Here is an 18,343-nt window from a genome sequence, read left to right as displayed (position 1 = left end):
GCTCAAGGCCGGTCAGCGGGGTCTGCCAGGCGTCGCCCGGGTCGGCGGGGGCGGTCACTCCTGGTTCCAGGTGTCGGTCTCGGCTGTTCGCTGTGCACCCTGCTGGGCCACCTGGCCGCTGGCAATTGTCCGGCCGGACGCGTCGAGCGCCTCCACGACGAGACCCGCGGTGGGGCGGGGTACCTGCATGGCCGTCCCGGAGCCGCTGACGGCGCTCCTCGCCACCTCTTGCCCATCGCGCAGGACGCGCACCGTGGTGGCGGCTGCCGGCGTCACCACGAGTAGGAACTGCTGGCCCTTGCCGCCGGCAGCGTCATCGTCGATGGACACGGCCAGCACGCCGCCGGGATCGGTCGGGTCGGCCGTCGCGGTGAAGGAGGTGCCGGTGCTGAGTACGCCGTCGGACCGTGGCTGTTCGGGAGCGATCGACACCTCACCGACCCAGTTGCCGCCCACAGTGGGAGCAGACAGGACCGTCACCTGGGCGTCCTCCACCGACGGCTCTGTCGCGTTGGGCGACCCCTCGGCCGGGCTGATAGGAAGGCCGACAACGTGCCCGCCCCACACCACGCTCGGAAGGGCGGTCAGGCGGTAACCCACCGACTGGGCCCACTGGTACGCCAACTCCCGGGCACGTTGCTGCTCGACACTGCCGCGTGCGCGCGACATCGCCGTCGCTAGTTGAGCGTCGGTGATCGGCGTGGAGGCCAGCGAACCTGGCCCGGGCGTTATCTTGCGGGTCACCCCGCCGCAGTCGACCCGCCACCACTCGGGCCGCTGGGTCTCTGCCGTACGGATCAGGTAGGACCCGGTCGGCTCCGGGGCCCACCGGAAGGTGTTGCCGTCGGGCAACGGTGAGCTGAGGAAGACGCAGCCGGCCGGGGCGACTGCCACGTGTACCGCCTCGGGACCGTCCACAGCCAGGCTCTCGTAGGGCTCCAGAGCGTCGCTGACGCCCCGAACGGCGGCGGTGCCGGCCAGTTCCTGGGCGCTGGCACCTTCGTCGGCGACCAGCCACACGGCGGCGCTCGGCCAGCCGGTGACCGGATCTGGCTGGTTGCGGACGAAGGCGGCGAGCGCGACCCGCTGGCCGTCCACGTCGTCGGCGAAGAGCACCTTCACCCCGCTCACCGGCACCATCAGGCGGGAGAACTCTCCCCGGCGTTGGGCGGCCAACAACTGTTCAGAGAGCTGACGCACGTAGCCGCTGTCCCCGGCGACGGCACCGCGCGGCGGCGATTGGAGGAGTCTGTCCGACCACGCCAGCACGGGTGCGATGGATTCCGTCGGGTCGGCCGGCAGCGGCTGCGTGGTCCGGCCCGGGCTGGTGACGGCGAAGGCCATGCTTCCCATGGAGACCACGAGGGCCAGGACCAGGCCGCCGAGGCGTCGCTGCCGGCTGCGTCGGTATCGCGCCCTCGCTCGACCGTACGGGTCTGGCTGCGGGGTCAGTGTCCTGCTCAGCTCGGCCAGGGCCTGGCTCAGCTCATCGTCGACCGTCATGGTGTTACCCCCGTCATCTTCGTCGTCCCGGTCGGTGCTGGATCAGCTGCCAACGCCAGACGCAGGCGAGCCAGTCCTCGTGATGCGCGGCTCTTGACCGACCCGACGGAGCAGCCGAGAGCGGCCGCGACCTCCGCCTCCGGCAGATCGACCACGTACCGGAGCACGATCACGGCACGGGTACGAGGTGTCAGCTCCCGCATCGCCTCGTAGAGAGCGCGCCGTTCGGTAACCGTCTCGGTCATGTCCCGGGTGGGCCGCTCGGGAAAGAAGGCCGTCACCACCTCGTGCATCCGGTGGCGGCGCCAGACGCTGATGTGCTGATTGATCATGACTCGCCGCAGGTAGGCCATCGGATCGTCGACCCGCCGCCACCGACGCATCACCTTCACCAGCGCGGCCTGCACCAGATCCTCGGCATCCTGGGGCGAGCCGGTGAGGTGGTACGCCACGCGAAGGAGATCCACGTAACGCGTCTCGACGAACTCTCGAAAATGCTCGTCGTCAACTGCCATAAGCCCCCGCCTTGATTGGTTACCTCTCACGACTCCGTCGAGGGCCAGAAGGTTGAAGGCGAGAGCTGGTTACCTGTCGCTACGAGCCGGTACTCGCGGTCGTGGAAACCCAGATCAGGAACACGATCGTCGCGGCGACTCCGGCGACCGCGACCAGACCGGTCACCAGGGCCGCCCGAGGCGAGTTGCGTCCGCGCAGCTCGAAGGCGGCGGTGATGGTGAACAGCAACGCGAACACTTCACATCCCGCGAGCCCGACTAGTCCGACGAAGCTCAGCAGGCCCTCGACCATGTCGCGGCCAAGAAAGATCGCCCGGGCGCTGTAGGCCGCTCCCGCCCAACACACCGTTGCCAGGCCCGCCAACACGTACACGGCCAGGAAGGAGACGGGGCTGCCCGGGGTGGCGGGGGGTGCCCCCGCCGGACCGTCGGGCGGGAGCCACGGTTGCGGTGCCTGAGGGTGGGTCATACGCGGACGCTAACCATGCGGCCCTACGACGGGAATCGGTCGACAGGGCTTGCCGGGGCAGACAAAAAGGCCAGGTGAGAGAAGATCTCACCTGGCCTTCACCTCTGGTCGGGGTGGCCGGATTCGAACCGACGACCTCTTCGTCCCGAAGGAACCACCGGCCGTTGATGAGCTGCGTCAGCAGCAGAGTCGAGTGGCCCGAACGGTCCGCCGCAGTCCATGGGCATCCGGCGTTGCTCGTGCTCGTCGTCACCCAGTTGGTCACCCAGGACGACCGGACGTCGCGAATTCTCAATGGGCGACCTGGGCGGCCCACCGGGACCGCCCTGCCAGCGATGATTGATCTTCGGTCCAACTCTCGTAGTACCATGTGTTCGGCACCGTTCGGCGCGTTCGGTTCCGGCACTCAGGAGAGCATCCCCAGCGGTTCCGAGATGAAGAACAGCGCGGTGATCAGCAGTGTCGCTACGGCAGTTGCGACAAGGAGTGGTTCTGCCCACTCCTTCCGTTTGCGCACCATGACCAGGACAAGCGTGAAGACGGCAACCAACATGATCCATCGAGCGTCGACCAGCACGGCTGGGACATCCTTCCCTGAGGGCGGCAAGGCCGCAGGGCATGACCGTTCGGTCAGCCCAGGTGTTCGGCGAACACACCGTACAACGCCGAACATCGCGCTAGCAACGTACGGCCGAAAAGGTGATGGACAGTGACAGAAGCCCACTTTTCGGACGAACCTGGTCCCGACCGCTCTGCAACAGTCGCTGAGTTGGCGGAGAGCTTGGGGGTCGACGAAGCGCGGGTGCGGTCCGCACTCCAGCAACTCGGCCTACATGCAAAGTCCTCTGAGATGAGGCTGGCACCAGCGGTCGCGCGACGTGTGCGGAGTGACCTCCGTGCCTCCGGCCATGCACTTGCTGAGACTGACGCGGGGCGTGACCCCGATGCCAAGTTTGTGCCAGCTCTCGATTCGACATCTTCTGCGCGATACCAATTGGCGCGCGCATTGCGCGCCCTGCGCCGAAATGAAGGTGTTTCACTTAGGGCTGTGGCGGATAAGATTGGTTATAGCCCATCCTCCTTGAGTGCCGCAGAAACTGGTGCCAGCACCCCCCGTTGGAGTCTTGTAGAAAAGGTCGTTCGGCAGCTCAATGGCGACATTCAATCGTTCCAGGAGTTGCATGATGCGGCTCTCTTTGAGAGCGGTACGGGTCACGTTGCCGCAACTGCGGCAAGGGGTGAACGTTTTGTCAATAACATGCTGGCGATAGACAATAATTCTCATCTGATGATGGGCGTAGGCAGGCAACCCCTAGCCTTATCGGTCTATCTTGAGGGCCGGCTCCCCAGCACTGTTCTGACCGCCTTTTCTTCCGCCCTGTCCTCTATGCGGGAGTCTCGCTTCGATACTACCCTGGTCCTTGTGAGATGGATTATTGAAGCAGTCTGTGCGGAACGGGGATTCGAAGACATTACCGCAGGTCACGGAATTCGTTACTTGAAGGAGTCGCGGCAGATTGACGAACGCCTTGCAAAGTGGGGGTCGGACGTCGTGCATATGGCGAATGGCGTGATTCACGGCGCTAGGCCGGCAGTCAAGGGAGAGGATGCTGAAAGCGGGCTTGCGTTTGCGGCTGCTTTGCTTGCTCAAATCTACCTAATCAATGAGCAATTGAAGGAGTTCGGCGGACGGTCAGAACGCCGCTAGCCCCGCCTGTTGTCAAGCGAGAATTGACTGGGTTTAGGGGGCGAGAGCGTACGAGGACGTGGTGGGGATGCGGCGCGAGCATCACGGGCAGGCCCCCGCCTGCCGGCAACGCCGGCCCGAGGGGTCGCAGAGGCTCCGAGGTCAAGGGCGGCCCGAAGGGCCGTCGCGCAGCGATGCGAAGCACCCTTGAGGTCGGAGGGGCGGCCCCGCATCCTCCGCGCCGCATCCCCACCACGGCCGGCGGTGACTCGCCCTGCGGCGCGGCGGTGCGACGGCCGCCGCGTCCCGGCCGGCTGCCGGCCCACGAACCCCCAACCACCTTCGCCGCTACCGTCGGCGGCCCCCCGGGCTCCCCGCCTTCCGCGCCAGCCGCCGGGCGTGTTGCGTGGCCGGAGTCGGAGCGCCAGCGGAGCGACGGACGCGCGCCCAGGCGGCGGCGCGTGCGGCCCGTTCAGGGCCGCCTTGAAGACGTACAGAAACTTCTCACAACCCCGCTGGCAGCCGGCCGGGCACGGTGGCCGTTCACCCTGGTGCGTGAAGGCCTTCTAGTCTTCCTCGCTGGATAGGCCGAGAAGCGTGCTGTGCACGTCTAGGTCCTCGGCCTCGAACGGGATCGCAACCTCGCCATGCGCAACGTCATCTACGTTCGTGGCGGTGGCCGTCCAGCTTGCGGTGACTGCTTCAGCACGTGAGCTGGGGATCAGGACGCTCCATTCGCACTCTAGGATCTCGGTGCGACGGGGTCGGAGATTAACGGGCGGGAAGGTAAGGGTGAAGCTGCCACCCCGTTCCACCCGCGTGGAAGGCCCGGGAGGCTGGTAGGGAAGGTGTGTCGCAAAGTGAGATCCCGTAGTCGCCCAACCTAAGTATTGCTGCCGCTTGTAAGGCCCCCAGAGGCGGGGAGGGGTGGGTAGAAGCCTCTCTAGGCTAAGGTCCGCCTGGCTCGGATGAAATTCGGCAGCGTCTGCCTCGCCAGCAACATAGAGTTTCACTTCAAGCTGTTGGTAATTCCTGGCAGATCTGTTGATTACCCGAAAGGTCGGCGGCTTAATTAGGCTTGCCGCAGCAGACAGCATAGCCTCTGCCCAAACGTCTTGAACTTGCTTAAGATATAGAGATACTTGCGCCTCGTACTCCTCTTCGGAGCGCTCCTCTGGGATCTCACGGTTAAGTCCGTAATCCACAGAGGGAAGCCTCGTGTATCTGTCTACTGCGCTACCCAGTCCAGCATATGGCCCACTCGATGGACTCCTCGAACTTCTTCTAAGAGGTTCCATCAAGCGCATGCGCTCGGAATCGGCGAATCTTTTCGCGTCAGCCTGTGACCACTTGTATCGTGATAGCGGCTCGGGACATTCCACTACGACGGCAACATCGAGGGTTTCCTTAATTGGGCTGGCCGCAAATCGTTCCGCTAGCCGGCGGACGTCCCTATGATCGGGCGGAACCGATCGCGCCATCTTCCGAACGTACACCTGACCGTCGCTGATTACATCAAATGCTTTTCGAAAGGAGTGTGGCGGGTCTCCCCACCGTGGCGGATTTACTTCGATAATGAGAATCTGCATGCCTTGGTACTGGGTCCAGTGTGGCTGCCAAACAGGCCCGTCGCTGCCGATATAGTTGGAAATCATCTGGTCCAAGTCGGCGTTATCCACTTGGTTTACACCTGCCACGGAACCCGGCTCAATGCCGATGAGGAGGATGCCTATGCCGCCGACTGTCAGTGCAGCTTCGTTAGGATCACGGTTAGCCATCGCGATGATTGCTTTCGAAACAATCTTCGCCATCTGTTCTTTGGAACGCAAGTCCAGGCTGGACTTCCACTCCAGCCAAGTTTGCTCATCGCTCTGCTCTGCGTTGTAGACCGCGTCGAGCACTGCGAGCCACTCGCTGGGACGAACGGGGCGACGTGTCGTGTCCATATTGAGCACGCCTCGACTGTAGCGGTCGAAAGTCGCTGTCCGCGCGGCCGATCTGCCTGCTCAGGCTGCATAGACGGCGGTAGCGTCGTCGCTGCGCTTGTTGCGTGCCCACTTCATGCATGATGGGTCGGCGGCCTCGATGGCCCGGACTCGGCTGATCAGCTCGGTCGGGCCGTCCTGGGCGAGGACGTCGAGCACGTCGGGCCAGTCGAGCAGACCGAACAGGGCCACAAGGCGCGCTGCTCCGTCGGTAAGCACGGCGACCCGTCGGACGCTATCGAGCGGTACTTCACCGGTGATTGCGTGCCGAGCGGCGAACGGGTCAGCCGCTGCGACCCAATACCCGCCTGGCTGGTTACGAGCGGCCAGCTCGGCGTGCTTCATCCGCAGCAGTGCCGCCTGCTTCTCGGCCGATCCGAACGGGTGCCGGTCGGCCTCGTCACGTTCCGCGCGGGCGGTCTTGTCCACCCGGTCATCAGTGATGACCTTGATGCCGTCGACAGTGTCGATCAGCACCGTCACGTCACCGAGAACCACGTACTCCAGCGCCGTGTCTTTGAGCCGCAGCACAGCGGTAGCGGCCGAAGGTGTACCCGGGTGGCTGAGGTCGCAGGTGTCCCGGTGCTGGTCGGCCGTGAACCGGATGCCGTACATCAGCGCGTTGACCAACTCCGAGTCACGATCGGCGGCCAAGCCGGCGAGAGCAGAGCCAAGCTTTGCCGCGTACCAAGCGATGCCGTGGACACAGCCGGTGCCGGTGCGGGCCGTAGCACCGTCGAGAACGACGATCAGGTTCTCGCTGGCCATGGCCCAGTCCTCGTTGGGCGACTTCGGGTTGCCGGCCTCCGAGGCGGTCGAGACGCGCATCAGGCCACGGCTTCGCTGCGGTAGATCGGCGTCAACGCGTCGACCTTCTTCACGGCCCGCTTCTTCGGGTCGTAGGTGCAGGCCACCAGCAGAGAGAACCGCCGGTTCTTCACCTCGCGGTACAGCTCGTCCAGGTGGTCGTCCAGGTACTGCGCTACCCCAAGGGTGCCCATGGCGTGGATGCCGGCGAGGTAGAGGAAGGTGCCACGTCCATCAGGGCGGGGAAGCCGGCCCAGGTATCCATAGTCGACCGGCTCGCCGCTGTCCGACGGAGAGCGGAACTCCTCGCCGGTCTGTCGGTTCACGAGATAGACGCCGTCGTCATCGCTGCCGAAGCCCAGCTTCGGATCGGACGCGAGCACCTGCCCAACGAACGGCAGAATCCGGGGACTACCGACCACGACAAGGTTGGTGCGGTTCAGGTCCACCATGCCCGGCGGTGGCACCACCTCGTACTCCGTCTTCAAGCCCAGTCCCCGAGCGAGGTTGGACAGCTTCTCGTACGCCGCCAGCATCTCAGCGGAGACGACCGCGTACGGGTTCGCCTTGCCCGCCTCGAACTTGCCCCCGACCGCGACGGTGAGCGGGCCACTGCCCAGCATCGCTCGCTCGGGTCGGGGTCCAGACGACAGGAGCTGTCCGACGCGGGCGCGTGTCATGCCGACGACTTGAGCGATCTGCGCGTGCGTCATTCCCTGCGACACCATCTCGTCCAACGCCTCACGGCGTAGCCGTGACAGCTCGTTGACGGCCGCCTGATGCTCATCGATCAAGTCGCTGGCCTTGCGTGCTCTGTCGCTCGGGTCCTGGATGTCAGCCAGGCCGTGCGGGCTGATCTCCACGGTCCCTCCGATCCGGTGCGCTGAACGTTCAACGCACCTTATCGCAGGATGGGGCTTGACCCAAGCAAGGGGGCTTGCGTAACCTCGGCCACACATCGGTGCGCAACCCCCCTTTACAAGGGATATGGGGAGCGCAAAGAGGCCCCGACGGGATTGCGGCCCGTCGAGGCCAAGTGCATCGGCCCTCTGCGAAAGGAATCACGATGCCTGCTCAGCGTACCCATGTCCCTGCGTGTCGCGTCTCGGGTCTTCAGACGAACGCCCCGGCCCTGCCGTCTGTTAACCGGCTCCGGCCGGTGGCGTCGACCCCTGCCAAGACGTTCCACGACACGCCTCCCGGTGCTCACTCGCACCTGTCCCCCGCTGACCTTCGGCCCAACACCAACCCGCGCACCGCTACCCGCTGCAACGAACGGCTCCGCGAAACTCTGCTCTCGCTCGGCGAGTCACCGGCTGACTTCGCCTCCAAGCTCGGCGTCGACCCGAAGACCGTCGAGCGGTGGATCGGCAACGCCGACCGCACCCCCTACCCCCGGATCGCCTACCAGGCGGCCCGCCTCCTGGACGTGGACGTCACCTACCTGTGGCCGCGTATCCACGGCACCCGCATCAGCAAAATCGACGGCACCGACGAACTGACCGCCTGCTGGCCCGGCCGTGCCGCCGTCCCGCCCAACCTGTGGGCTCGGCTACTCACCGACGCGCAGCAGCGCATCGTCATCATGGGCGACCTCGCCCTGTCCGACCTCGTGCCAAACCTGCCGAGGCTCCTGGCCGAGAAGGCCCACCGTGGCGTTCACGTGCGGGTCATCGTCGCCGACCCGAACACCGCCACCGACGGCATCGACAAGATCCGCGCCATGCAGGCCGAAGCCGTCTACCTACCCCTGGTCGAACACGGCATTTCCGTCAGCCGCTACCCCGGCCCGATGGCCACCACGATCCTGATGGTCGACAACGACCTGATCATCCGCACGGGCATCGACGGCTGCCCCGCCGCGTTCGCCCCCGTCATCCACCTCCGCGCCCTGACCAACGGGCCGCTGTCCCGGCTCTACCTGACCAGCCTCGACAGCATCACCGAAACCGCCACCCCGGTTCTACCCGCCGAGACTATGCAGGCGGTGGCCTGATGACCGCCACCTCAACCCCCATCGGCTACCGGTGGCGTCAACCCCGCCTTGTCCGAGGCTGGGAACCCGTCCAACTCATCGGCCGCTTGAAGATCCTCGCCGCCCGGGACGGCGTGGAGCTGCCGAAGACCTACCAACTCATCCGCGACATCTACCTGTGGGAGCACCACCGGGCCGACTTGCCCGCACCCGTGGCCTGCCTACTCGGCCGGATCTTCGACGGACCCAACCCGTTCGCCACCGGCCCCATCACCCACCTCCCGATGAAGGCGGCCCGCAACCGTGGCCGCTGACCTGATGACCGTTGTCCCGGACCAGTGCACGACTGCTGGTCCGGGGCTCCGGCCCACCTCGTCGACCGGCTTCGTCGGCCGGGATGAGTCCGCGTTCCACCGGGCCACCGACCCGAACGTCTTCGACTGGCTCGACCACGTCAAGGCAGCCGCGGGCTGCTCCCACCCCATCCGCCTCTCAGGCGAAGTCGCCACCGTCGACCGGGCCACCGGCCAACTCCTGTCCGCCGCCCGGACCGAGGACATGCCAGACGGGGAGATTTACAAGCCGTGCGGCAACCGCCGACACGCCGTCTGCCCCTCCTGCGCCCGCACCTACCAACGCGACGCCTACCAACTCCTGCGCGCCGGACTCGCCGGCGGCAAAGGCATCCCCGCGTCCGTTGCCGGGCATCCGGCGGTGTTCGTCACCTTCACCGCCCCGTCGTTCGGCACCGTGCACACGCGCATCGTGAAGCGGCACACCTGTTCCAGCCGTCGCCGCTGCGACTGCCGGGCTGAGCCCTGCCACCCCCGCCGGGCCACCGACCCCACCGCCGGGCCATGTGAGCACGGGCAGCCGTCGGTCTGCTGGGCGCGTCACGAAGAGTCCGATCCTCGGCTGGGTCAACCGCTGTGCCTGGACTGCTACGACTACGACGCCCAGGTCGTGTGGAACCACTCCGCACCCGAGTTGTGGCGCCGCACCACCATCGCCATCACCCGACACCTCCGTGCCCGCGCTCGCCAGCTCGGGCTGCCCTGGGTCGAGCAGGTCACCGCCTCCGGCCGGGTGCGTCGGGTGCCACCGGCTAAGCCGTCGTTCGGCAAGGTCGCCGAGATGCAACGCCGCGCCGTCGTGCACTACCACGCCATCATCCGCCTCGACGGCATCCACCCCTACGACCCCGACGCCGTGATCCCACCCCCGGCAGCCTCCGGCGTTGACGACCTGATCGCCGCCGCCGAACACACCGCCGCCACCGTCGCCTTCACCACCCGCCCACACCCGGCAGCCCAGACCGGCTGGGGGATCGCCTGGGGCGAGCAGGTCGACGTCCGCCCCATCGCCGCCGACGGAGAGATCACCGACGGCAAAGTCGCCGGGTACCTGGCCAAGTACGCCACCAAGAGCACCGAGGCCACCGGGCACGTGTCCCGCCGCCTCGACGGCGACGTCATCGACCTCTACGCCAACCACCAAGGCAGCCACCCCGAACGGCTCATCGACGCCTGCTGGACCCTCGGCCGCAACCGCGACTGGCAACACCTCCGACGCTGGGCACACATGCTCGGCTTCGGCGGCCACTTCCTCACCAAAAGCCGCCGCTACTCCACCACCTTCCGCATCCTGCGCAACGCCCGCGTCATCTGGCGACGCACCGAAACCGGCCACGAATACGCCGACCAACCCGAGGAAGAGACGACGCTGATCGTCGGCCTGCTCACCTACGCCGGGTCCGGATGGCGCACCACCGGAGACGCACTGCTCGCCAACACCGCCGCCGCCATGGCGCGTGAAAGGCACGAGGTGGCCCGCGAGGAGTTCACCGCCGTGGCCTGACCCACCCACCGACTCACCGTCAAGACCGGCTTGACGGTCAACCACCGATCCGAGGAGAGGTAGCCCATTGCCCACCACCCTGACCGCACCCGAGAGAAAGGCGCTCTACCGCATCCCCGAAGCCATGACCATGCTCAGCCTGTCCCGCTCCGTGATCTACGAACAGATCCGCGCCGGCCGACTGCGCACCGTCCGACAAGGCCGCACCCGCCTCGTCCCTGACGCGGCGATCACCGCCTACGTCGACCTGCTCGAACACGAAGCACAGAAAGGAGGCACCCGATGACCACCCGCCGCGCCCGAGGAGAAGGCGGCCTGCACTGGGACGAGTCCCGGCAACGCTGGATCGCCACCATCACCGTCGGCTACACCCCAGCCGGCAAATGCATCGTGCGCAAAGGCAGCGGCAAAACCAAGACCGAAGCCCGTACCAAACTACGGGAGAAGATCCGCGACTACGAAGACGGGCTCGCCATCGCCGAGCACCACTACACCGTTACTGAGGCCGTCACCGACTGGCTGACCTACGGACTCAACGGCCGATCGGACCGCACCAAGACCAAGTGCGAGATCCTGTGCCGTACCCACATCATTCCGGCGTTGGGCGCTCGGAAGCTCCGCGAGCTTCGCGCCCAGGACGTCGACCGCTGGCTAGCCGACAAGGCCACCACCCTCAGCACCCGCACCCTTCGTGACCTCTACGGGTGCCTCAACCGCTCTGTGAACCGAGCCATGGCCCGGGACAAGGTGAAGCGCAACGTCGTCGCGCTGTGCACCGTCCCGCGTGGCCAGGGGGGTCGCCCCTCCAAGTCCCTCACCTTGGACCAGGCGAAGGCCGTCCTCGGCGCGTCCGAGGGAACTCGCCTGCACGCCTATGTCGTGCTCTCGTTGCTGACCGGCGCGCGCACCGAAGAACTCCGCGCCCTGCGCTGGGACCACGTTGACCTTGACGGCCAACTCGACATGGATCCGCCGCTACCACCTTCGATCCAGGTGTGGCGCTCTGATCGGGACGGCGGCGATACCAAGACCCGCAAGTCCCGACGCACCCTCGCTCTACCTGCCCGGTGCGTCACCGCCTTGACTCATCACCGGCAACGCCAGGAACAGGAGCGCAAGACTGCCGGCAAGGACTGGCAGCCGCTTGGGGTGGTTTTTGCCTCGACTGTCGGCACTGCCCTCGATGCGGCCAACGTCCGCCGGGCCTTCCGCCGAGTCCTCGCCCTGGCTGGCCTTGATCCGGCTGCCTGGACACCTCGTGAGCTGCGGCACAGCTTTGTGTCGCTGCTGTCCGACAGCGGGGTGAGCCTGGAGGACATCGCCGACCTGTGCGGGCACTCCGGCACCACCGTCACCGAGCTGGTCTACCGTCACCAGCTTCGGCCGGTGCTGCTCCAGGGCGCGGCCGTCATGGATCGCATCTTCGCGCCGTCTGCTGAGGCGTAGTCACTCAGTTGGTCACCCAGGAAGCACTAGAGGGCACATCCATGGATCGGATGTGCCCTCTGACCTGGTCGGGGTGGCCGGATTCGAACCGACGACCTCTTCGTCCCGAACGAAGCGCGCTACCAAGCTGCGCCACACCCCGAGGCGTGCCGACAAATAGTAGCCCACTAGCCCCGATGGTCAAACTCGGTACCCCCGCCGCCCCGGCCAGCGGGCGGCGGGTCGATCAGCGGGGGATGAGGGTGAGGATGCTGGCCTCCGGGGGGCAGGCGAAGCGGACCGGGGCGGTCGGGTGGGTGCCGAGGCCGGCGGAGACGTGCAGCCAGGAGTCCGAGCCCGGCCACCGGTGCAGACCGCGCGCCATCGACCGCGGCAGGCCGCAGTTGGTCACCAGCGCCCCGAACCCCGGTACGCAGACCTGACCACCGTGGGTGTGCCCGGCCAGCAGCAGACCGAAGCCGTCCGCCGCCATCTGGTCGAGCACCCGTGGCTCGGGTGAGTGCGTCAGCGCGATGGAGAGGTCCGCCGAGGACGACACCGCGCCGGCCACGGCGGGGTAGTCGTCCCGGTCGATGTGCGGGTCGTCCACGCCGACCAGGTCGAGCTGTCGGCCGCCAGCCTTCAGCATGGTCCGGGCGTTGTTGAGGTCCGCCCAGCCGGCGCCCGTGAAGACCTGACGCAGCTCCTCGTAGGGCAGCTCGACGCCCTCGGTGTACTCCCGGTCGGGCAGGAAGTAGGTGAACGGGTTCTTCAGCACCGGCCCGGTGTAGTCGTTGGAGCCGAACACGAACGCGCCCGGATAGTCCAGCAGTGGTTGCAGGGCCCGTAGCACCCCGGGCATCGCGCCCGGGTGCGCCATGTTGTCGCCGGTCACCACCACCAGGTCGGGGTCGAGGGCGGCCAGCGACGCCACCCAGCGCTGCTTGCGCGCCTGGTCGGGCATCATGTGCAGGTCCGAGAGGTGTAGCACGCGCAGCGGTTCCGCGTCGGCCGGGAGCACCGGCACGTCGTACCGCCGCAGGGTGAACATGTTTCGCTCGACGAGCGACGCGTACGCGAGGGTGGCCGCGCCGATCGTGGCGGTTCCGGCGGCGAGCCGGAATAGTGTGCGCTTTCGCATGGCGTTCAGGGTAGTTTGACCGTCCATGAGCACGCTGAAGGACCGCCTCACTGCCGACATGCGTTCCGCGCTCAAGGCGCGCGACGAGCTGACCACCTCCACGCTGCGGATGGCCCTGGCCGCCGTCGGCACCGCCGAGGTCGCCGGCAAGGCCAAGCGCGAGCTCACCGATGACGAGGTGCTCGCGGTGCTGACCAAGGAAGCCAAGAAGCGTCGGGAGGCGGCCACCGCCTTCGCCGACGCCGGCCGCGCCGAGCAGGCCGCGAAGGAGAGCGCCGAGGGCGAGGTGTTGGACCGCTACCTGCCCAAGCAGCTCTCGGACGCCGAGCTGACCGAGCTGGTGTCGGGGGCGCTCGCCGCGGGCGGCTTCACCGGCAAGGCCCAGATGGGCCCGGCGATGAAGGCGGCCCAGGCCGCGGTGGCGGGCCAGGCCGAGGGTGGCCGGGTGGCCGCCGAGGTACGCCGACAGCTCGGTCTCTGACCCAGCAGGATCAGCCGTACGCCGGGACGGTTGTCGCAGCGCTCGCTGGTCCGGACAGACGGAACGGGCGGGCACCCGAGGAGGGTGCCCGCCCGTTGTGTCCTACTGGTCGGCTCAGCCGTTCGGACGGCCGTTGCCGGGTCGCCCGCCGGGTTGGTTACCGGGTTGGCCGCCCGGAGTGCCGTCGGTGTTGCCCGGCGTGCCGCCGCCGCTGCTGACCTGGATGGTGACCACGCCACCCTTGATCGTGCGGCCGTCGGGGCTGGTGCCGGCCGCGTCGCCCGCCTTGCAGGAGGACGGCACCTTCGCGCTGGAGACGACCGGCTCGAAGCCGGCGCCCTTGAGCCGGGACTTCGCCTGATCCACCGAAACGCACTTCACGTCGGGGATGCTGCGCTGGTCACCCTCGGAGATCTTCTGGCCCGGCGGCTCGAACTGGATCCGCGGTTTGCCCTTCATGGCATCCCGCAGGGTCTCGTACACCGGCGGGTTGATGCCGTCCTTCTCCTTGTGCTTCATCTTGACGTTCGTCTGCGGCCAGTCCGGGTCGGCCATGATGCCGGCCACCGAGTACTGCTTGGTCATGGCGACCAGGGCTGCCGTCTTCTCCGAGTCGGTGGTGCCGGACTTACCGGCCACCGGCGCGTCGACGATGCCCTTCACGACGGCGGCCGTACGGCTGCCACCGCACTTGCTGGTGCTGGAGTTGTCGCCGACCGGGCAACGGGCGGCGTCCACGGCGGCCCGGGCCACCTCGGTGCTGAACCGCTTCTCGCAGCGCGGGTTGGCGATGTCCAGCTTGTTGCCCTCCGGGTCCCGGATTTCCTGCACCGGGATCGGCTCGCAGTACTTGCCGTCGGCCGCCAGGGTCGCGTACGCGTTGGCCAGGTCGAGCGGGGTGGTGGAGGAGACGCCCAGGGTGAAGGCGCCCCACTGGTGGGCATCGTTCTTGGTCGCGGCGAACTTGGCGTCGTTGCTCGCCCGGAACTGGATGCCGGCCCGCCGGGCGGCGTCGACCACGTTCTCCGCGCCGACCTGCTGCTGCAGCGGGACGAAGTAGGTGTTGACCGACTGGGCGAACGCGCTCCACATGTTCTGCACGCCGCCGGCCTTGAGGCCGGAGTTGGTCGGGCAGTAGAAGTGGGTGCCCTTGCAGGCCGCCGGGCTGCTGCTGTCGATGATGTATTCCGACTTGAACTGCTGCGGCGCGTTGAAGGTGTAGCTGAGCGGGATGCCCTTCTCCAGGGCGGCGACGATGCTGAAGATCTTGAAGGTCGAGCCGGCCTGGTAGCCGGTGATGCCATTGCCGCCGGTGAGCAGCGGGTTGACCGTCGCCGGGTAGTTGCCCCGGATGCCCTTCCTGCTCTTCGCCGGATCGCTGGAGATCTTGTTCTTCGGGTTCTTCGGGTCGTCGAGCTTGAACTGCCGGTTGACCGCGAGCGCCCGCACCCGACCGGTGCCCGGCTCGACGACCGCGACCATTGCCGCTTCCTTGCTGTTCACGCTCTTGGCCTTACGGACCGCCTTGTCCGCGCCACGCTGCGCCTGGACGTCGATCGAGGTCACGACGGTGTAGCCGCCGCTCTTCAGCCGGCGCTCCCGGTCGTACGTGGTCGAGCCGAACGTCTCCTGATCCATCCACCAGCGGTAGAAGTAGTCGCAGAAGAAGCCCCACTCGTTGACGTTGGCGGCAACGCAGCCGTTGGGGGTGCGCTTGTCCTTCACCACCAGCTTGGTCGCCTTGGCGACGTCCGCCTCCTGCTGGGTGATGGCCTTGATGTCGACCATGTTCTGGATGACGTAGTCGCGCCGGTCCTTGGCGAGCGGGTAACCCGCCTCGGTGGTCGGGTCGTTCGTCGTCGGCGCCTTGACCATGCCGGCCAGCAACGCCGCTTCCTCGATCTTCAGCTTGCTCGGCGGCTTGCCAAAGTAGACCTGGCTGGCGGCATAGATGCCGTACGCGCCGTTGCCGAACGAGGCCAGGTTGAGGTAGCGGGTGAGGATCTCGTCCTTGGAGAACTCCTTGTCGACCTGGAGGGCCAGCCGCATCTCGCGGAGCTTGCGGGCGCTGGTGTCCTCGGTCGCCGCGACGACGTCCGCCGGGTGGGTGGCCGAGTAGGCGATGGCCAGCCGGACGTACTGCATGGTCAGCGTCGAGGCGCCCTGCCGGCCGGAGCCTTCGCTCTGGTTGTTGACGAACGCGCGGGCGACACCGTTGATGTCGACGCCGTTGTGCTTGTAGAAGTCATGGTCCTCGGCCGCGATGATGGCCTTCTGCATGAACGGCGAGATGTCGGCGAGCTTCACGTCGCGCCGGTTCTCGTCGTACATCGTCGCGAGCGGTGTCTTGCCGTCCGAGGCCAGCAGGTAGCTGATCTGTGGCGCGCGGGCCACCGTCAGCTCCGTGGGCAGGGCACCGAATGTCTCGGCGCCAGCCTTTGCGGCCAGGCCGGACATCGCTACCGCGGGGAAGGCCGCCGCAGCGACCACCACGCCGGCCAGCAGGCCACACACGAGTAGCGATGCGGCGTTGGTCAGCACATTGTGGTCACGTTTCCGCATCCAGGTCACCTCGACAGGGTACGCGAGTAGGGAACGAGGGGCGCTGGGGCGTTCTTTCCCCATTTCCTGCGCGCGCTGCCCTCGTTGTGCTAAACGCACGACCCCCGGTACTTGGTTGCGTGTGACCCGGCGCGAGTCTCCTCCGATTCGGTGAGGCGGCGCAGCGTTATCGCCGAGCTCGGCGGGGTAACCGGCGGTCGAAGGCCCGGGAAGCCGGGAGTGTCCGGAATGATGGATTTCGTCGACAACGTTGCGTAATCAGTCGACTACAGAGCATGATGGGGGCGGCGACAGCGCCACATGTCGTCCGCGCCGCCTTGGGGAAGGCAGGCCGGGCGATCGGGGGGAATTGCCGGCTGACGTGCATCGACGAGGTCGGTAGGTACTGCAAGGGGGGACGTGTACACATGGGCATGATCACTGACTGGCCGTCGCTTGCGGCATGTCAGAACGGGGACCCGGACGCGTTGTTCGTACAGGGCGCCGAACAGAACGTGGCGAAGCGGATCTGCCGGAGCTGCCCAGTTCGGTACGAGTGCCTGGCCGACGCGCTGGACAACCGGATCGAGTTCGGTGTGTGGGGCGGCATGACCGAACGCGAACGGCGGGCGCTCCTGCGTCGTCACCCGCAGGTGACGAGCTGGCGCAAGATGTTCGAGGCCGCGATGAAGAAGAACAGTAAGGACAAGGCCGGTAAGGACAAGATTCTCGTCAGCGCGGCCAACTGACGCCGGTCACGGCCGGCTGATCGCCGCGCCGATCGTCCGTAGCCCGTCGACGTCGTGCACGTCGGCGGGCTGCGCCGTAACCGAAACCGCAGGCACGGCCGGGAACGCCTCGGTGAAGCGCGCGGCGACCTGCTGCTCGCGTACCGCCTGGCGAGCCAGCGTCGCGTGCGCCCGCAGCACGTCGGCGGTGGCCTCGTGCCCACCCAGCTCGGTCAGCCGCTCGGCGGCGACCCGGCTCTGCTCGGCGTCCAGCTCCGGGACCGCCGGACGGTGCACCCGGTTGAGCACCAGGCCGGCCAGCGGCATCCGCTCGTCCCGCAGCCGGCCCGCGAAGTAGGCGGCCTCCCGGACCGCGTCCGGCTCCGGTGTCGCGACCAGCAGAAAGGCCGTCTCCCGCGCCTGCAGGATGCGGTACGTCTGCTCGGCGCGCTGCCGGAAACCACCGAACATCGAATCCAGGGCCGCCACGAAGCCGGACAGGTCGGTGAGCAGCTGCGCGCCGAGCACCTTCTGCACCACCTTCGAGAACATCCCGAACGAGGCCGTGACCAGGCTGAACATGCTCCGGCCACCGCTGCGCGCCGGAGCCAGCAGCAGTCGCAGCATCCGGCCGTCGAGGAAACGGGAGAGTCGGGCGGGCGCGTCCAGGAAATCCAGTGCCGAGCGGGACGGCGGTGTGTCCACCACGATCAGGTCCCACTCGCCCCGGGCGTGCAACTGGCCCAGCTTCTCCATCGCCATGTATTCCTGCGTGCCGGCGAAGGTCGAGCTCATCGCCTGGTAGAACGGGTTCGCGAAGATCTCCGCGGCCTTCGTCGGGTCGGTGTGCTGCAGCACCACGTCGTCGAAGGTGCGCTTCATGTCCAGCATCATGGCGTGCAACTCGCCGCCGCTGCTCTCGACGTCGATGCCCTTGACCTGGCGGGGGGTGTTGTCCAGCTCGGTCAGGCCCAGCGACTGGGCCAGCCGGCGGGCCGGGTCGATGGTGAGCACCACCGTGCGCCGGCCGTGGTGCTCGGCAGCCCGCAGCGCCAGCGCCGCGGCCGTGGTCGTCTTTCCCACTCCGCCGGCACCGCAGCACACGACGATCCGCACGCCCGGGTCGGCGAGGATCTGGTCGACGTCCAGCTGCGGCGCCGCGTCTTCGGAAGGCACCAATCGAGCGTATCGGGCCGGCGGGTCCACGCGCCCGCGCTGCGCCTAGGTGT

At 67.2% G+C, this 18,343-nt stretch carries 18 protein-coding genes and 1 tRNA gene; 8 read left to right on the top strand and 11 right to left on the bottom strand.

The features are described 5' to 3' along the window. Positions 1–54 precede the first annotated feature (54 nt). The 4 genes from ACFYL6_RS21930 to ACFYL6_RS21915 form a co-directional block, all read right to left on the bottom strand. Positions 55–1,503, bottom strand: a complete 1,449-nt coding sequence (locus ACFYL6_RS21930; RefSeq protein ID WP_387173714.1) for a hypothetical protein — start codon at positions 1,501–1,503, stop codon at positions 55–57. Further along, positions 1,500–2,018 (bottom strand): SigE family RNA polymerase sigma factor, encoded by a 519-nt coding sequence (locus ACFYL6_RS21925; protein ID WP_387173712.1) that lies wholly within the window; start codon positions 2,016–2,018, stop codon positions 1,500–1,502. Before ACFYL6_RS21925 ends, ACFYL6_RS21930 begins: the two co-directional genes overlap by 4 nt. A 79-nt stretch (positions 2,019–2,097) precedes the next feature. Further along, entirely contained in the window at positions 2,098–2,487 is a 390-nt protein-coding gene (locus ACFYL6_RS21920) for a hypothetical protein (protein ID WP_387173710.1), read from the bottom strand. Between the two features lie 406 nt (positions 2,488–2,893). Then, entirely contained in the window at positions 2,894–3,064 is a 171-nt protein-coding gene (locus ACFYL6_RS21915) for a hypothetical protein (RefSeq protein WP_358007676.1), read from the bottom strand. A 273-nt stretch (positions 3,065–3,337) separates the two neighbouring features. Here ACFYL6_RS21915 and ACFYL6_RS21910 point away from each other — a divergent pair, with 273 nt between their 5' ends. Next, positions 3,338–4,195 carry a helix-turn-helix domain-containing protein gene (locus ACFYL6_RS21910; protein ID WP_387173823.1) on the top strand — a complete coding sequence of 286 codons (858 nt, stop codon included), beginning with the start codon at positions 3,338–3,340 and terminating at the stop codon, positions 4,193–4,195. A 545-nt stretch (positions 4,196–4,740) separates the two neighbouring features. Here ACFYL6_RS21910 and ACFYL6_RS21905 read toward each other — a convergent pair. Genes ACFYL6_RS21905 through ACFYL6_RS21895 form a run of 3 tightly spaced genes read right to left on the bottom strand, consistent with a single transcriptional unit; the run spans position 4,741 to position 7,829 of the window. Then, positions 4,741–6,120, bottom strand: a complete 1,380-nt coding sequence (locus ACFYL6_RS21905) for a helix-turn-helix domain-containing protein (protein ID WP_387173821.1) — start codon at positions 6,118–6,120, stop codon at positions 4,741–4,743. A gap of 60 nt (positions 6,121–6,180) precedes the next feature. Continuing rightward, positions 6,181–6,987 (bottom strand): hypothetical protein, encoded by an 807-nt coding sequence (locus ACFYL6_RS21900; protein ID WP_387173708.1) that lies wholly within the window; start codon positions 6,985–6,987, stop codon positions 6,181–6,183. After that, positions 6,987–7,829: a sigma-70 family RNA polymerase sigma factor gene (locus ACFYL6_RS21895; protein ID WP_387173706.1), complete on the bottom strand. Its 843-nt coding sequence runs from the start codon at positions 7,827–7,829 to the stop codon at positions 6,987–6,989. The genes ACFYL6_RS21900 and ACFYL6_RS21895 overlap by 1 nt, the downstream gene beginning before the upstream one ends. A 296-nt stretch (positions 7,830–8,125) precedes the next feature. Here ACFYL6_RS21895 and ACFYL6_RS21890 point away from each other — a divergent pair, with 296 nt between their 5' ends. The 5 genes from ACFYL6_RS21890 (at position 8,126) to xerC (ending at position 12,244) form a co-directional block, all read left to right on the top strand. Further along, positions 8,126–8,962: a hypothetical protein gene (locus ACFYL6_RS21890; protein ID WP_387173704.1), complete on the top strand. Its 837-nt coding sequence runs from the start codon at positions 8,126–8,128 to the stop codon at positions 8,960–8,962. Then, on the top strand, positions 8,962–9,255 hold the full coding sequence (locus ACFYL6_RS21885; protein ID WP_387173702.1) for a hypothetical protein: 294 nt from the start codon (positions 8,962–8,964) through the stop codon (positions 9,253–9,255). Before ACFYL6_RS21890 ends, ACFYL6_RS21885 begins: the two co-directional genes overlap by 1 nt. Continuing rightward, the gene (locus ACFYL6_RS21880) at positions 9,245–10,798 is read left to right on the top strand and encodes a replication initiator (protein WP_387173700.1); all 1,554 of its coding nucleotides are present in this window, start codon (positions 9,245–9,247) and stop codon (positions 10,796–10,798) included. Before ACFYL6_RS21885 ends, ACFYL6_RS21880 begins: the two co-directional genes overlap by 11 nt. 67 nt (positions 10,799–10,865) lie before the next feature. Further along, a complete protein-coding gene (locus ACFYL6_RS21875) occupies positions 10,866–11,084 on the top strand; it encodes a helix-turn-helix domain-containing protein (protein WP_354890463.1) in 219 nt (72 codons plus the stop codon). Then, positions 11,081–12,244, top strand: a complete 1,164-nt coding sequence (gene xerC, locus ACFYL6_RS21870; RefSeq protein WP_387173698.1) for a tyrosine recombinase XerC — start codon at positions 11,081–11,083, stop codon at positions 12,242–12,244. The genes ACFYL6_RS21875 and xerC overlap by 4 nt, the downstream gene beginning before the upstream one ends. Before the next feature lie 65 nt (positions 12,245–12,309). Here xerC and ACFYL6_RS21865 read toward each other — a convergent pair. Both ACFYL6_RS21865 and ACFYL6_RS21860 read right to left on the bottom strand, forming a co-directional pair. Beyond that, positions 12,310–12,386, bottom strand: a tRNA-Pro gene (locus ACFYL6_RS21865). An 84-nt stretch (positions 12,387–12,470) separates the two neighbouring features. Next, positions 12,471–13,364 carry a metallophosphoesterase gene (locus ACFYL6_RS21860; protein ID WP_387173696.1) on the bottom strand — a complete coding sequence of 298 codons (894 nt, stop codon included), beginning with the start codon at positions 13,362–13,364 and terminating at the stop codon, positions 12,471–12,473. Between the two features lie 25 nt (positions 13,365–13,389). Here ACFYL6_RS21860 and ACFYL6_RS21855 point away from each other — a divergent pair, with 25 nt between their 5' ends. Next, a complete protein-coding gene (locus tag ACFYL6_RS21855) occupies positions 13,390–13,845 on the top strand; it encodes a GatB/YqeY domain-containing protein (RefSeq protein ID WP_030328082.1) in 456 nt (151 codons plus the stop codon). Positions 13,846–13,959: 114 nt separating this feature from the next. Here ACFYL6_RS21855 and ACFYL6_RS21850 read toward each other — a convergent pair whose 3' ends face one another. After that, positions 13,960–16,407 (bottom strand): penicillin-binding protein, encoded by a 2,448-nt coding sequence (locus tag ACFYL6_RS21850; RefSeq protein ID WP_387173694.1) that lies wholly within the window; start codon positions 16,405–16,407, stop codon positions 13,960–13,962. Between the two features lie 407 nt (positions 16,408–16,814). Between ACFYL6_RS21850 and ACFYL6_RS21845 the strand changes: the two genes are divergently transcribed. Then, the gene (locus ACFYL6_RS21845; RefSeq protein WP_030328078.1) at positions 16,815–17,135 is read left to right on the top strand and encodes a WhiB family transcriptional regulator; all 321 of its coding nucleotides are present in this window, start codon (positions 16,815–16,817) and stop codon (positions 17,133–17,135) included. A gap of 6 nt (positions 17,136–17,141) precedes the next feature. Here the strand turns inward: ACFYL6_RS21845 and ACFYL6_RS21840 are convergent, their stop codons facing one another. Next, the gene (locus ACFYL6_RS21840; protein WP_366333219.1) at positions 17,142–18,293 is read right to left on the bottom strand and encodes an ArsA-related P-loop ATPase; all 1,152 of its coding nucleotides are present in this window, start codon (positions 18,291–18,293) and stop codon (positions 17,142–17,144) included. Positions 18,294–18,343 lie beyond the last annotated feature (50 nt).

This window comes from Micromonospora sp. NPDC007208 (assembly GCF_042869175.1).
Lineage (GTDB): Bacteria > Actinomycetota > Actinomycetes > Mycobacteriales > Micromonosporaceae > Micromonospora > Micromonospora foliorum.
Note: the sequence above shows the minus strand (reverse complement) of the source record. Positions and strands in the feature narration are given on the sequence as shown.